Genomic DNA, 14446 nt, shown 5'->3' with positions numbered 1-14446 from the left:
TTAGATTGTCAACATCAGTCATACACTTGATATTATGAAAAATAAGTCAAATTATGGTTTAGTGAATTGATTCGTAGGTCAGTTGATACAAGCTTAATGAGATGGTACGTCCCTCCCTACAGCTAAACTTGAAATGGTTTAGTCTTAAAAGGAAAGTACCAAATGAATAACTCACACATTATCGGAATCGATTTAGGTAAGAACTCTTTTCATTTAGTTGGTCATGACCATGCTGGGAATCAGTTATTTAAGAAAAAGCTTACTCGCCAAAAATTACTAGAGTTCTTATCGTGTCATGAGCCTGTCATTATAGCCATGGAGTCATGCGGCGGGTCTCATTGGCTTGCTCGAAAGTGTACTGAATTTGGTCATACAGCCAAGCTAATTCCACCTCAATATGTAAAACCTTACGTTAAAACCAACAAAAATGATTTTATCGATGCAGACGCTATTGCAGAAGCAGCTTCACGGCCAACAATGAGGTTCTCTTCAGCAAAGACTGAGTCAGCTCAGGTTATCTCAACGATTCGAAAAATTCGTAGCGGGTATATTAGAGAGCGCACCGCCTGTATGAACCGAATTGGCTCAATCCTTCTTGAGTTTGGGATCAGTTTGCCAAAAGGCCACGCTAGTATGAAAGGTTTATTTCAGTGGCTAGTGGATAAGAATCAAAACCTTCCTCCTCTAATCATTTTTGAATTAAGTGAGTTACATGAACACTATCAAAACCTTAATGAACGCATAGATTCACAAGCAGATAAGGTCGAGAGAATCCTTGCAGATAACGAGCAGATGAAACAACTGCAAAGTGTTCCAGGTATTGGCCCAGTCATCGCTAGTGCTTGTTTATCATCAGTTGGTAACCCCAATGACTTCAAAAACGGGAGAAATTTTGGCGGCATGGATCGGACTAGTCCCCATTCAATACTCAACTGGTGGTAAATCAACGCTACTTGGAATATCGAAACGAGGAAATAAAGAACTAAGGACGCTATTCATCCATGCTGCGAGGTCCATTTTATGGAGAGACAAATCGGTTGAAAAATACTTTGGCTCGTGGCTTGTAGAGCTTAAGAAACGAAAACCTTTTAACGTGGCAGTGGTAGCACTAGCCAACAAAATAGCCCGTATAGCATGGGCAGTCTTAGTCAGTAAAAAGTCCTTTGAAATAAGAACATAATCAGAATTTGCAATGAGAGAAAAAGATGACACAACGGTTAGACCACCAGACTGAAGACCTGTTGCCCCAAACAGCAACTTAAAATGCTTTTCGCTTTGTGAGGACAGTCTGGCGCACACCTCATCATAGAGCTGAGACTAATGGCAGTCTCTAATAGACTCTGAATATATTAGCGCAAATCAGCTCGTTGTTTTTAACTCTACATGCAATAACGGGACGTACCATATATTGGGGTAGATCTGAGCCACCCAAATTAGCTAGCTGGGTATTGAACGTGCTTTCTTTACCTTACGTCGCACTAAATCAAATCCATGTGCGATTCCACTATTAAATTCATTTTCGAGAGCCTGTTCTGTGCCAGCCAACTTTGCAACGATAAGCCCTATCTCATTCGATAGGTCGCATAGTTCTAGGTCTTGTGTCGGGAGGGACTTCAATTCTGTCGAAAGGTTCTTGAGAAATTCATCAGTGTTCACCGTTGGTTCCGTGTTCAAAATAATAATCCTACTTAAAGAGACTCAATCGACTAGACACTACACTGATTAGAAAAAGTAGGTCAATGCCCTCAGTAATAAAAAGTGACTGATAAGTGGGCTAACTTTGAATGGGGCAAAAACGTGCCAGAGCCTCCATCAGCAAGGTTCTGGACAAAAATCATTTTCGGGAAATTGAACATTAGCGTATCATGAATAACTAAAGGTATGGCAAATAGCAAAACTGACGTGTCGGTCGTACCAGATTACATGTAGAAACCTCTGCCTTTCGAAGTCCGCCCTCGCTTTGAGAAAATCATCAAGGCTGCGACCGTTCTAGAGCAGATCGCACAATTTACTTAAATAGAGGCTCGGGCTTGTTCAACACTTGGGATTTAACGTTAGCTACGCAACGCTTAACCCTTATTCGTTGGTCCCCCCAGACAAACGCAGTCCCTAACCCTAATTGAATAGAGGACATAGTCCGATTTTTGAGAGATTACTTTATAATCTCAATCAGCTAACATATTGTGAACTTACCATTTTTTAGAAGCACTCTAGATTGATAGACGAGGAATATTGCGATATTAGTTAGCTATGACTTAAAATTTTGGTAACACTCATGGCAGATAACTCTATCGATAAATCCGTTTCATTCGCCTCTGTCATTGAATTAGTAAATGCCTATTCACTGTTGCCTGCCGCTTTGCGTGAACAGGTAGAAGCATCTAATCACTTTGATGGTATAATGCTGAAGGCTATTCAAAACAGCGCTAAGCTAACGTTGTCGGCTCGACTTCCAGAAAGCCAAATGGTTGCCTTATGGTCACTACTCGAACAGCACCATCCATCGCCCGAAATTGGACTCATCATTGGGCAAACTATATCTCCTAAATCAAAAGGTGTACTCGCAAGTTGGGTAAGCCAATGCGCGACGTTAAGAGATGCATTTAACACCTTCCAAAGTAATATTTTTCTGATGAATGCTTCGGAGTGTTGGCAAGTGGATGACGATGGACAGCAGTGCCGCTTAACCCTCTCCATTGAATCACGCCATGATTACCCTAGAGCCGCCATTGAACGCAGCATGAGTGCGATGGTGGCATGGGCAAGAATGCTGAGTGCCCAGCCTTTCCCACTAACCAAAGCTAAGTTTGGGTATTTAACTCCGCACTATGTGGATAAATATCAACCCGCCTTTGGAGAAATCATTGAATTTAACAGTGCTTATCACCAGTTGATATTTGAGTCGAAATGGCTCAACCTTCCCATTGCGACAAGTAGTGAGTATCTGAAAACGATGATGGCAAAAACCGCACAAAGTCATCTTGAGACACTAACGAAAACCCAACCTCTCCAGCAGCAAGTCAGGACCATAGTAGCAAACGCACTAGAAAATGGAGAACTGCTCAGCGTAGACAAAGTTGCGCAGCAATTACACTTCAGCCGACAAACGCTCTACCGCAAACTGGTAAAAGAGCATACCTCCTTCCAGAGTCTTCTTGATGATACTAGAAAACAGCTAGCAGTCCGTTGGCTAACTCAAACCCCGCCTCCAAGCCTTACCGAGTTGAGCTATCGTCTTGGTTTTAAAGATACCAGCAGCTTCTACAAAGCGTTCAAGCGCTGGCACCAGGTTACTCCTAAGGCTTACCTCTCGAGATAAACTGTTTAAATGCCTCTGCTGATCGCTCAGGGACCTCTTCCATCGGTAAGTGTCCAACATCGTCATACACAACAGCATAAGAGCCCCGAATATCACGCTCAAATCTTCTCGCATTTTCAGCTGGAAAATAACGGTCTTCCTTCCCCCAAAGAATAAGCGTCGGCTTAGCAATTTGTGTTATCTTTTCCGAGTCCTCATCCAGCGATGCCTTGACGCGACGTGTGAATCCCTGTCGGTTTTGTTGGTAGGTAGTCAGTTCGTAGTAACGATCAATCAACACCGCACCCACAAGTTGCGGGTCGAAGTAAACTTCTTTAAGCCCATCTTCGAATATAAACCTTGGAGTGACATGTTCCATTATTTTATCGATGACGGGCCACTGGGCCATCTCAATGCCTGGCGGCCACGATTCTTGCGGATAACCTAACGCATTTATCAACGTAAGGGTTATAACCTGCTCTGGATGTTGCAAACCGTACTCCCACACTATGCGTCCTCCTAAAGAGCTACCTACAAAATGTGCCTGTTCGATGTCGAGCTCTCTCGTAAATGCGTTCAAAAAGGCAATATCGTCAGCGATTTCGTACTGGTTTTGAGGCTGATGCCCAGTCAAGCCAAAACCCGGCAAGTCCATACGTACGACGCGGTAGTCTTGTTTGAGGATTTGCGTCCATTGCTCCCACGCGTGAAGTGACGACGAAGTGCCATGCAATAAAATCACCACCTCACCCTGTCCTTCATCTCGGTAATGCACACGTTTACCTTCAATAGTGGCAAATTTAGAAGCGTGATTTGTGTATTTCTGTTCAATAGCTTGTGAGATATTTTGTGCGCCACACCCTTGTAGCAAAATGACCAAAGCCATTATTGGTGCCACATTCCAATTCATACTTTCCTCTCCCTATTTACTGCGTTTTCCATTCTAGAAACTTGAGTGTAGAGGCTATGGTGGTGAGAAATAGGTCTTAAGGTTGCAATATAGTGTTTTTAGGGCTTATTTGACTTTAGTGAGGGAACAAGAACGAAGGAGGTGAAAGGAAAGAGTGATTTAGCACACAGACCAAGCCATGCCGGCTTGGTCTGTTCTCGTCTAGTTAGCTGACCTTTGAAGCATCTGATAATGTTTTGCCTGTTCACACTTAAAATTGAGCATGATCCTACCCTATTTCATCGTATTAGATTTAGTATGGAAAAAGTCTGTGAGCAGGATATGAATGAGTGAAAGGCCTACCAAATAATGGGGCATAAACGTTTTAGAGTCGTAGCACTAAGGCGCTCTTGTCCCGAAGCGGGTCTCGCTTCCAGACGACTTAACACTAGCTTGCGTATCAAATGAACTAGCTTCTACTCCAACACCATATTATGGGCATGATTTACATTACAAACCAACGTTACGCTGTGTGCTATTGACTCCCCCAAAGAGTTTAATTGTAAGGGCTTTGTTATTACTCCATTGGCACCAGCATCAACGAACGCTATCGCTGTTTCTTTGGTAACATCAGCGGTACAACCAAGAATAGCACCTTGAAAATCATGCTCATTTCGTATCAATCTTGTCGCTTCTATGCCTCCCATTTGTGGCATTTGATGATCCATCAAGATTACGTCAAAAGAACATTGGCGCACCTTTTCAACAGCTTCTACACCGTTAGATACAATAGAAGTAGTAAGCCCTAGCTTTTCACACAAGCGTTTAGCAACAAGTTGATTAATCCGATTATCCTCAACGATAAGAACTGACTTACCGGAAAAGTCTTCTTCGTTTGAGAGCTTTCTTTTATCTTGGAAGGTGGTTCCTCTTGGGCTTATAACTTTTGCTGCAAAGCAACTTCCTGAACCTAACTCACTTGTGACTGTAATATCCCCACCCATTGATAAACATAATTTTTTTACTATGGATAACCCTAACCCTGTACCTCCAAATTCGTGCATCGTTCTAACATCTGCTTGTTCGAACGCATTAAAAATACCGTTTAAACGATGTGATGGTATACCAATTCCAGTATCAGACACTTGAATAAAAAGCTCACTTTTTTCATTGTTATATTTTAAGACAACCTTAACCTGTCCATCAGAGGTAAACTTAATGGCATTCCCTACCAAGTTGTAAATAATTTGACGTATACGAGCTTTATCTCCGACTAAAACAAGATCTTCAGGTAAACTACTGGTATCGAATATAAGCTGAAGATTTTTGTCAAAAGACTGCGGATAAAAAGAGTTTTTTATTGGTATCAATAGCTTGTTTAGTTCGAATTCTTCCTTAACAAAAACTAGATTTCCTTGTTCTAGATTTGAAAAATCAAGAATTTCGTTTATGACTACCATTAGGTGTTCACCTGACTCTAAAAGCGTATCTAAGTGTGTCTGAATAGTTGAATCTTTATTGTCAGATATGAGTAACTGCGTCATTCCTATAACACCATTCATTGGGGTTCTTATCTCATGACTCATTGTTGCTAAAAACATGGACTTAGCTAAGTTGGCTTCCTCTGCCTTATTTACAGCCCCCTGTAATGCTAACTTGGTTTTTTTCAATTCTATAATGTAGTGGTTAAGGTAAAGGAACACGACAGAGAAGACTAAAATAATCAATAGTATCAAGGTATAAACGGTTGCTTCGCTGGTTAAGAATATGTTGTCCATCAAACGTGCGTGAACATGTTCCGCTGCTTCATCCATCTCTTCTGAAAAAACTTGTTTCTCTAATTCGTTTAATAAAGATTCTGATACGGTTTGTTGTTTTGCTTTAAGTATTTTCTCAAGTAATGCCAATTGTCTATCAGCAGTTTTTACGTACTCATCAACTATAGAAGGAAGTGAGTTGCCTAACCAAAGCATTTGAGGAAATCTAACGTTAACGTCATTGCTGGCTTCCTTTAAAGTGTTTAACTCGTAAGTTAGCTCTTGTACTTCAGAAAGTAGTTTATTTATCTTGTAGTCAACATCTTCTGGCTGAGTTAAATGAACATAGTTTCTCATATGGACAAGGCTTGCTGAATGGGCAACGTGTGAGCTTTCAATAGCCTCTAGAAGAGAGTTTTGAGTTTTAAATGAAAAGAATAAACTGAGAGTTATGCCCAATGCTAGCGCAATTAAAGTTTCCATAACGTTGAGCATTGGTGAATGTTCATTATTCACTTGAGTCCTCCAGATGGAATTCATGGATAACAGGTATAGAGCTTTCTTTTTCAATATAATCAAAAAAGCAAGCAACCATAAATAGCCAAACAATTAATGCTATCCATACAAATACGCTTGTCTTATTCACCTTCAGGCACCTCTCTTTTTCCATATGCATAAAGTTTAGAAGAGCATAGCTTCAGTAGCCACTCAATTTTTGTGACTAAAGTCAACGGAAAGAAAATGGTAGGGGTATGAAACGCTTAAAGTTGTTGGAGTAAGGCGCTTTTGTCCCGAAGCGACCTTGCTTGCTTGCATAAAAAATTAAATTTATTGCATGGGTCCTGTTGCCGCCACATTAAATATATTTGCTAAAACTCCAGTTGTCTACGAAAGCGAATGTTCTGGCTGAAACTGATAAAGGGGCATAACTTTGTCGATGACAATGTGAACCCTATTAAATAGGGTTCATTTCGACTAACAATCAGTGCCTTCTGAAAGTAGCGCTCGAATATTTTTAGTTTTTGCATAGACCAGTGTCGCTTTCGTTCGTCTCATCGAATGAGTGCCATACAGGTTCGGATCTAATCCAAGGTTTGACGCCCATTTCCTAACTAGAGAGCGATAGTACGAATAGCTTATAGCTTTATGCTCACGTCTTTGGCTTGGAAAAAGAAAATCTCGGCTGCTTAGTGAAGCAATCAAAATCCATTTCATTAAGCTTTGTTGAGTTCTTGACGTTATCTCAAATTGAACTTCAATGTCTGTTTTTCGTTGGATATGCTTAACGCGACTAAATATCCTATCTTGCGAAGATACATCGCAAATTCTGAGAGCGAGTAAGTCACTCGCTCTAAGCTTGCTATCAATTGCTAAGTTGAGCAACGCAAGTTGCATCAAATTATTTTCAATTTCTAATCTGGTTCTGATCCGCCAAATTTCCTCAAGCCGAAAAGGTTTTTTGACGCCACTACGCTTCGTTTTGTTGAAAACCACCATGATGACCTCCTTTTTGATTGGTCATCACGATTGTAGTTGGAAGGATTTTGGACAAAAATGAGCCAGTAGATTTGATGAATTAGCAAATCATGGATAGCTACAGTTATGGGAAGTTACTTAGCTTTGTATTCTGTCTGGCTGAAGCAGGTAACCTGGTAACAAGTGTTTACTGCTACATTTTCTGAAGTCACTTGGAGGGTAAATTTTCGCTGTTACATATATTGAACATACGTATCCCATCAATACTAGTTGCGGGAAGAATTTGTGATAAAGTGTTTGTTTATAAACCATTCAGGGTGATGCATTGTGAAAAAACTAATCGGCTTCACATTGATTGAGTTAGTTGCGGTCATCGTTGTTATCGGCATTCTTGCCGTAACAGCTGCTCCTCGGTTTCTAAACATTCAGAATGATTCCCGTTTTTCTGCTATGCAAGGGTTAGAGTCTAATTTAGAAACGGCGAATGATATTACTTATGGAAAAGCCGCTATTGAGCAGCTGGAAAGTGAAGAAGAAGCAGAGCTTGCTTCTGGCGTAGAAGTCCATTGGGGATATCCAAAAGATACTCAAAGAAACTTAAAGCGGGTTATTAATATTGATGAAAATTCCGACTGGATGCTTTCTAGCTCAAACCCTGTGATTTTTACTTTTTTCAATCAAACCAATGGCATGAGCGTTGATGAGATAAAATCTAACGCTACTATATGTAAACTCATATACAAGGAAGCAAATAAAGGGGAAAGGCCTACGATTACTATCTCAGGTACAAGTTGTAAGGAATTATAGGTCTGCAAACGTTCTGCTTTGCTAATACGCGTATGGGTTCGTCACTAACGAGTGCAATACTTACCGTGCGGGGGGCGCTTTATGTGTCACAGCTTATAAAGCCTTCCAAAAAGAATCACCCCAAAGCTACACATAACCATTAAACCAGTAAGTAGAGTTGGCCCCTTCATTTTACTACCCATATTGAAAATATGGCACTCGTTGATTTTCTTCCAAATATGCACCGATTAAATCCACTTTAACTTCATATCGGAGGACAATAAAGTCTGATCAGAAACATCAGTTATCTGGATTGGTAGTTGAGTAACTGGTCATTACGGTTCGACAGAAATACTTGTTGATCACACAGCGTATTAGACCTTCGTAACACTTCTGGACAAAAGTGAGTTTCAGAAATTCTAACATTAGTGATTCATGAATAACTTTTTATAAGGCTGGCCTTGGTAATCTTGCCCCTTCATTATCGAATTGCATTGCCAAATCAAACACCTTTTTTACCTCTTGATAAATTGGCAAATAGAAATATTTTTCATTCATGAGAACAAGGCACTCGTTCTCTGTATCCAGAAGCTTAAAGATGTGTTTTGTCGGTGCGTCAGCTTCTTCGTGACTACCGATGATTGCTGTTGGGTAAAACGTACCTGCCATGTGACTTAAAAGATACTCATCTAAGCGTTCATCAAAATGCTCCCAAGCATTTCTTAGATCTCGATTGTAGAGCGGCGAATGCTCTGTTTGTTCGAATGCAAACCTCAATTTACTTGCTCTCGCACTACGTAATTCCATTTGATTTGCTATTGCTTTCTTTTTATTTGGAGTTGGCCAGAAATATCTAGATAGTGCGGCCGCATGACCTACAGCTTCCTGTACTAAAGCCACCAAGTAACTAGGTGATATATCTTCGTTCTTAAAGTTTGCGTAACGTTCGAAGACTTCAATACACCGCCCCGCTGAGTAGGAGATTGAGTGAATATAAAACGCTTCTTGAGGAAACTGGATGCCTGCGCAATCATCAACGACAATTCGAGCTCTACGCTCTTTTTCTTCATTATCAATCTTCATAGTTTCCTGAGCCTTATGACGCACTGTTAAGGGGGGAGCAAGGCAATAACAAAGCCGTTGCTTACCACCTTAATCATTAAATTCAACGCACAGTAAAAATGCTACGCGTTGAGAATCACTCTTAAACAGTTTGACGAATTTTACTGTATCACTGCCTCTACTTTTTCTTTAGTTCGATTTGTCTTGGATAGGTACAATAGATCTAATGATTCACTGACTTTCTGTTGTAGTTCACTAGGTGTTATGTCAGCTCGGCGATACCTAGACCTTTCATTAGTTAGCTTTAATGACAGATAATAGATCGAGCTTGCTGTAGACAAAGCTATTTTAATTTTAGCAGCGTCTAAATTTACTATTTCTTTTGACTTCCCTAACGTCAAAATAGGTTGTATTTCCTGATTAACTTCGTCACACAGATATAAAACAACCTTCAAAGCACGTCTTACTTCTGATGGTTGCTCGTGCATACATAGCATAGAGTATTCTTTTAAAAACTCACTACGAATTTGACTTGGGAATTTGTAGGGTGACAGCTTTACGAGGTCCGCATTTTCATTATCAACAAGCCAAAATTTGCAATAAAGAGCATGTAATGTTCTCACAAGTTTTTCTGACTCTTGAGCCAAATCTTCAAGCTCGCCATAAAGTCCTTTTATAGACTGTTCTCTCGAAAATTCTTGCTTCTTACTCTCGATTTTCGTAGTCGCAAATATGGTGGCAGCCACACCAAACAGTGCACTCAAAGCAGCTACAAGTAAACTTGCTATAAGTGTCATAATTTCCTCATTCGTCTAACGCTTATTAGACGACAAATTGTCGTCTTTCATCTTTCGATGATGCATTCATTTTTATATTAACTCAAATAACAATCAATACGTTATGCCACATAAAGGGAAGTTAGACAGCAATGTGTCGCCTAGTAATGGGGATGATGAATTATCAACTCAATCGAATAAGTTTTAATAGGGTAAATGCACGCCCTCTGAATTGTGTAGAGTATTTAATCTAAGCAACTTTGGGGCAAAGACGTGTTTGCCGTGATCGGCGTCAGCACGTCTTTGGACATAAACAATTTAGAGTAATCAGCCTAACTTTACGCAAATCAGTTAGAAAAAGTAATAATAACAAGCGCCACCCCATTCCTCCTTTCTGAATCATATAGAGCTTACTTAGCATTCGTTCATAGCGAACTGTCTAGCCCAATCTTTTAAAGCACTTAACTGTAATTTAGCTTTCAGGATGAACTTCTCAATTTCGAATGTAAAAGTCATTTTTTATTAGAGACTTAATACCATTCAGATAGCAAGTGGACAAAATATTTCCCAGCTCTCGCTGGTTTAGTTCTCGGACTTAAAATTGACAGGTTTGATTTATTCGATGCTAATAAAAATCAACTAGATTTGTAAAAGCAGGAAAAACTAAGTAAGATAAATTATCTATTTTTGGAAAAAATGTATAAATGACTGGTATTCTAGAACAATATATTCCAATAGCTAAAGCGCTTAGTGTCCTGTTGCCTGGCCTAGTTGAAGTCGTAATTCATGATCTGAAGACAAATACGGTTTTCCATATTGAGAATGCTTTTACCCCCCGAAAGGTAGGAGACGACTCACAACTAGAAACGGAAAACTACGAAAAAGAACTAGACAACAATAACGTTATTGGGCCTTACAGGAAGTTGAATCCTGATGGCTCGAAGTTGAAGTCAGTTTCTTCATTGTTGACTGATAAAAACGGCTCACCAGTAGGTCTCTTGTGCATCAATATGCAATTAGATGGACTAGAGCTTTCTCTCAATCACTTGCAAAAACTGATCTCTGTGGATGCACAAAAACAGAGTGTATTAGTGATCAGTGATTGGCGTGAGAATGCAAATTTAATCATTGCTGAAACTGTACAAAAAAGAGGCGTTCGACTGGCACAAACTAAAAAAGAGGATCGGATAGAAATAATACGAAACCTTTTTGTTGCTGACATTTTTTCATCTAGAGGCTCTGCTGAATATGTAGCAGAAGCTTTAGGTATATCAAGAGCTGGCTTTTATCAATTGTTGAAAACAGCAAAGCAGCCAAGAGATAACTAACAGGTACACACAATGATTACTAAACCAAAGCCAATGAGAGATTTTGAACTAGAGGTCTACTTCTCAGAGTGGGAATTTACGGCTGAGCACCACATGACTGCCTCAGATCTGGAAAGTATGACTGTTAATGATCTACTTTCGATGGCTACTGAAGAAGATCGTGCTGCTTTTGAAAACCTTTGGTTAGGATATACCCCAACTTGGGGATCAGCTGAACTAAGACAAGAGATTGCTAATACGTATCAGACCATAAACCCCGATGAGATTTTGTGCCTTGCAGGTGCAGGGGAAGGCTTATATGCACTGGCTAAATGTATGCTTACAAGCAAAGATCACGTTATCGTTCCAACCCCAAACTATCAGAGTGCTGAAACAATACCACTAACCATTTGTGATGTTACTGGCGTTCCTCTTCGTGCAAACACCAGCAAGAAAGGCGGATGGCATCTTGATATCGAAGATATAAAGGCAGCTATTCGTCCAAACACTAAGCTGATTAGTCTTAATTTCCCACATAATCCAACTGGATACATAATGGGAAAAGAAGAGATGGATGATCTTATTCAGGTCTGTAGAGAACACGGGATCTACATTCTGTCTGATGAGGTTTATCGAGGTGTCGAGCTAGACCCAGAAGTGCGAATGCCACAAATAGCTGACATATACGAGAAAGGTATTTCGCTAAATGTTATGTCCAAAGCATACGGGCTACCAGGCCTTCGAATTGGTTGGATGGTATCTAAGGACAAAGAAGTTCTATTAAGAGTAGAGCGCTATAAACATTACTTGTCTATCTGTAACTCTGCTCCGTCGGAGGTGTTATCCCTGATTGCGCTCAAGAATAAAGATACTATTCTATCTCGTAATCGTGCCATGATGTTGGAAAATGTCCTTGAGCTAGAAACTCTGTTCGAAGACTTCTCTGGACTTGTAGAGTGGCAACGTCCTTTAGGTGGTTGTATCGCTTTTCCACGTTACACAGGGCCAGGAAGTGTCGAGGAATTCTGCCGATCTTTAGTTGAAGAAAGTGGTGTTCTTTTGTTGCCATCTTCCATCTATATGTCTGAACTAACCGATGTTTCAAAGGATAGATTTAGAATTGGTTTTGGTCGTGCTAAAACTTTCAAAGATGGTCTAGCCGCTATGCGCAAACATTTTGAAAAGCATTACGCTGATTACGCTAGGAAGTAAATGATGGTCATTGTCCCGCTGAAAGAAATTAAATCCTTAGTCACGTTACCAGAAGCAATTGAGTCTGTACGAGATGCATTTATGTCATTCTCTAAAGGGCTGGTCAGCCAACCACAACCAATGCAAATGTTGTTTAACGAAAGCGATGGTAGCTTCTTTGGGGATTGCCATGTAAAGGCAGCTCAAAAGAGTCAACACCCTTACTATGTTATTAAAATTGCGTCTGGTTTCTATAAGAATACTGAGAAAAGCTTACCAGTAAATAGTGGGCTTAGCTTGGTTATGTCATCTGAAACTGGTCACCCTATAGCAATGTTGAATGATGACGGTTGGCTAACTCAGATGCGCACTGCCGCAGCGGGTGCATTGGCTGCATCTTTAAAAACCGTAGATAAAGAAGCTTGTGTTGGCATCATTGGAACAGGAACTCAGGCATACTGGCAGGCTTCATTTATTACCCAGCATATGGGCTTAAAGCGCATTGCTGTAGCTGGACGATCCTATGATTCGAGTGTTGAGTTATGTGAAAGGTTAAACCATGACTTCGATGTAACTGCTGTAGCTATGCATTCAGCCAAGGAAGTATGTCAGGTGAGCCAGATCCTCGTGACCGTAACACCAGCTACTCAGCCAATTGTTACCAAAGACGACTTACCAGAGAGTCTACATATTATAGCGGTGGGGGCTGATAGCCCAGGTAAGAACGAAATTGACCCTCAAATCTTGGCTGGCGCTGATTATATAGTGACTGATAACCATCAGCAGTGTCTTCGTCATGGTGACTTTGGCGTAGCTGTACGGGAAAAATTGGTAAAAGAGGACTCTGATATTTCACTTCCACATCTTTTGGCAGGAAAGAACCCAGAAGCAGACTTTGCATCAGCCAAAATAACTGTTGTTGATTTGACTGGTATCGGATCACAAGACCTAGCAATTGCCAGTTTGGTTGTTGATAAATTGAAATGCAAAGATTGCTTGCAATAGTGTTTCCATATAAACAATCATTCTAGCTTCTACATAGCAGATAACTGACCATTATCAGTTATGACTTTAAGCCAATGGCACTCCCATTGGCTTTTTCATATTAGATTTAGTTATCTATTACTATATGTTCGAAACTCACTTAATGAGATGGTTGATCTGCTCCAGTCAGACTGGACACTTAGCTAAGCGACATTTTGCTTTTCAAAGTTCATTGGGCTTAGGTACCCAAGTGCACTGTGCCTTCTCGTTCGATTATAATCAACTTCTATGTACTCGAAGATAGTTTGGCGCATCTGCTCTCTCGTCATGATCGGCTCGTATTGGATTGCTTCAACTTTCATTGAATGGAAGAAGCTCTCAATACATGCGTTGTCCCAACAGTTTCCTTTTCTACTCATACTTTGTTTTAAATTATAAGTACTTATGAGGTCTCGATAGTCTTTAGAACAGTACTGACTACCTCGATCGCTATGAGTTATAACCTGCTCAGGGAATCCTCGACGGAATAAAGCCATCGATAAGGCATCACAGGCCAGTGAGGCCGTCATTCTCGTATCCATAGACCAACCAATAACTTGCCTTGAATAAAGGTCAATAATGACAGCTAAGTACAGCCAGCCTTCGCTTGTGGCAACATAGGTGATGTCTCCTGCCCATTTTTGATTCGGAGCCGTTGCGCTAAAATCTTGAGCGAGCAAGTTTGGAGCAACGGGCATTTTATGCTTACTGTCCGTTGTACACTTAAACTTGCGTGCTGCTTTCGCTACTAAATCCTGACGTTTCATACTGGCGGCAATGGTCTTAACATTATGGTTATCACCGCTCTCTGCCAGCTCTTTCTGAATACGTCTTGAACCATCTCGCTCTTTGCTAACGTCAAAGGCTTCTTTTACTTTGGT

General features: G+C 40.5%; 12 protein-coding genes and 1 pseudogene. 6 read left to right on the top strand and 7 right to left on the bottom strand.

All coding sequences use genetic code 11. The features are described from left to right. The first annotated feature begins 162 nt into the window (after nucleotides 1-162). Nucleotides 163-1180: pseudogene (locus tag ACFI6G_RS21855) on the top strand (IS110 family RNA-guided transposase). 257 nt (nucleotides 1181-1437) lie between these two features. Here the strand turns inward: ACFI6G_RS21855 and ACFI6G_RS21850 are convergent. Then, nucleotides 1438-1674: a hypothetical protein gene (locus ACFI6G_RS21850; protein WP_156155704.1), complete on the bottom strand. Its 237-nt coding sequence runs from the start codon at nucleotides 1672-1674 to the stop codon at nucleotides 1438-1440. A 601-nt stretch (nucleotides 1675-2275) separates the two neighbouring features. Here ACFI6G_RS21850 and ACFI6G_RS21845 point away from each other — a divergent pair. After that, nucleotides 2276-3319: an AraC family transcriptional regulator gene (locus ACFI6G_RS21845; protein WP_046209700.1), complete on the top strand. Its 1044-nt coding sequence runs from the start codon at nucleotides 2276-2278 to the stop codon at nucleotides 3317-3319. Here ACFI6G_RS21845 and ACFI6G_RS21840 read toward each other — a convergent pair. The 3 genes from ACFI6G_RS21840 to ACFI6G_RS21830 form a co-directional block, all read right to left on the bottom strand. After that, nucleotides 3297-4208 (bottom strand): alpha/beta fold hydrolase, encoded by a 912-nt coding sequence (locus tag ACFI6G_RS21840; RefSeq protein WP_046209699.1) that lies wholly within the window; start codon nucleotides 4206-4208, stop codon nucleotides 3297-3299. The two genes, ACFI6G_RS21845 and ACFI6G_RS21840, sit on opposite strands and share 23 nt — an antisense overlap. 455 nt (nucleotides 4209-4663) lie before the next feature. Next, nucleotides 4664-6439: an ATP-binding protein gene (locus ACFI6G_RS21835; protein ID WP_046209694.1), complete on the bottom strand. Its 1776-nt coding sequence runs from the start codon at nucleotides 6437-6439 to the stop codon at nucleotides 4664-4666. 480 nt (nucleotides 6440-6919) lie between these two features. Continuing rightward, a complete protein-coding gene (locus ACFI6G_RS21830) occupies nucleotides 6920-7441 on the bottom strand; it encodes a tyrosine-type recombinase/integrase (protein WP_443083104.1) in 522 nt (173 codons plus the stop codon). Between the two features lie 306 nt (nucleotides 7442-7747). On the opposite strand from ACFI6G_RS21830, the gene ACFI6G_RS21825 reads away from it, so the two are divergent. Then, nucleotides 7748-8227: a type II secretion system protein gene (locus tag ACFI6G_RS21825; RefSeq protein ID WP_016798968.1), complete on the top strand. Its 480-nt coding sequence runs from the start codon at nucleotides 7748-7750 to the stop codon at nucleotides 8225-8227. Between the two features lie 426 nt (nucleotides 8228-8653). Here the strand turns inward: ACFI6G_RS21825 and ACFI6G_RS21820 are convergent, their stop codons facing one another. Both ACFI6G_RS21820 and ACFI6G_RS21815 read right to left on the bottom strand, forming a co-directional pair. Next, a complete protein-coding gene (locus tag ACFI6G_RS21820; protein WP_046209693.1) occupies nucleotides 8654-9289 on the bottom strand; it encodes a hypothetical protein in 636 nt (211 codons plus the stop codon). Nucleotides 9290-9429: 140 nt separating this feature from the next. Beyond that, the gene (locus ACFI6G_RS21815) at nucleotides 9430-10065 is read right to left on the bottom strand and encodes a hypothetical protein (protein ID WP_046209692.1); all 636 of its coding nucleotides are present in this window, start codon (nucleotides 10063-10065) and stop codon (nucleotides 9430-9432) included. 683 nt (nucleotides 10066-10748) lie between these two features. Between ACFI6G_RS21815 and ACFI6G_RS21810 the strand changes: the two genes are divergently transcribed. From ACFI6G_RS21810 to ACFI6G_RS21800, 3 genes are read left to right on the top strand one after another with little or no spacing between them, the layout of a single operon-like run. Continuing rightward, nucleotides 10749-11372, top strand: a complete 624-nt coding sequence (locus tag ACFI6G_RS21810) for a helix-turn-helix transcriptional regulator (RefSeq protein ID WP_046209691.1) — start codon at nucleotides 10749-10751, stop codon at nucleotides 11370-11372. A 12-nt stretch (nucleotides 11373-11384) separates the two neighbouring features. Beyond that, nucleotides 11385-12563 (top strand): aminotransferase class I/II-fold pyridoxal phosphate-dependent enzyme, encoded by a 1179-nt coding sequence (locus ACFI6G_RS21805; RefSeq protein WP_046209690.1) that lies wholly within the window; start codon nucleotides 11385-11387, stop codon nucleotides 12561-12563. Further along, the gene (locus ACFI6G_RS21800; RefSeq protein ID WP_046209689.1) at nucleotides 12564-13547 is read left to right on the top strand and encodes an ornithine cyclodeaminase family protein; all 984 of its coding nucleotides are present in this window, start codon (nucleotides 12564-12566) and stop codon (nucleotides 13545-13547) included. It begins immediately after the preceding gene. Nucleotides 13548-13729: 182 nt separating this feature from the next. Here ACFI6G_RS21800 and ACFI6G_RS21795 read toward each other — a convergent pair. Further along, nucleotides 13730-14446: IS3 family transposase (locus ACFI6G_RS21795; protein ID WP_462710470.1), on the bottom strand; the 717-nt coding region annotated here is incomplete at its 5' end.

This window comes from Vibrio sp. PSi01, from assembly GCF_054960695.1.
This window is presented reverse-complemented; position numbering and strand designations above follow the sequence as displayed.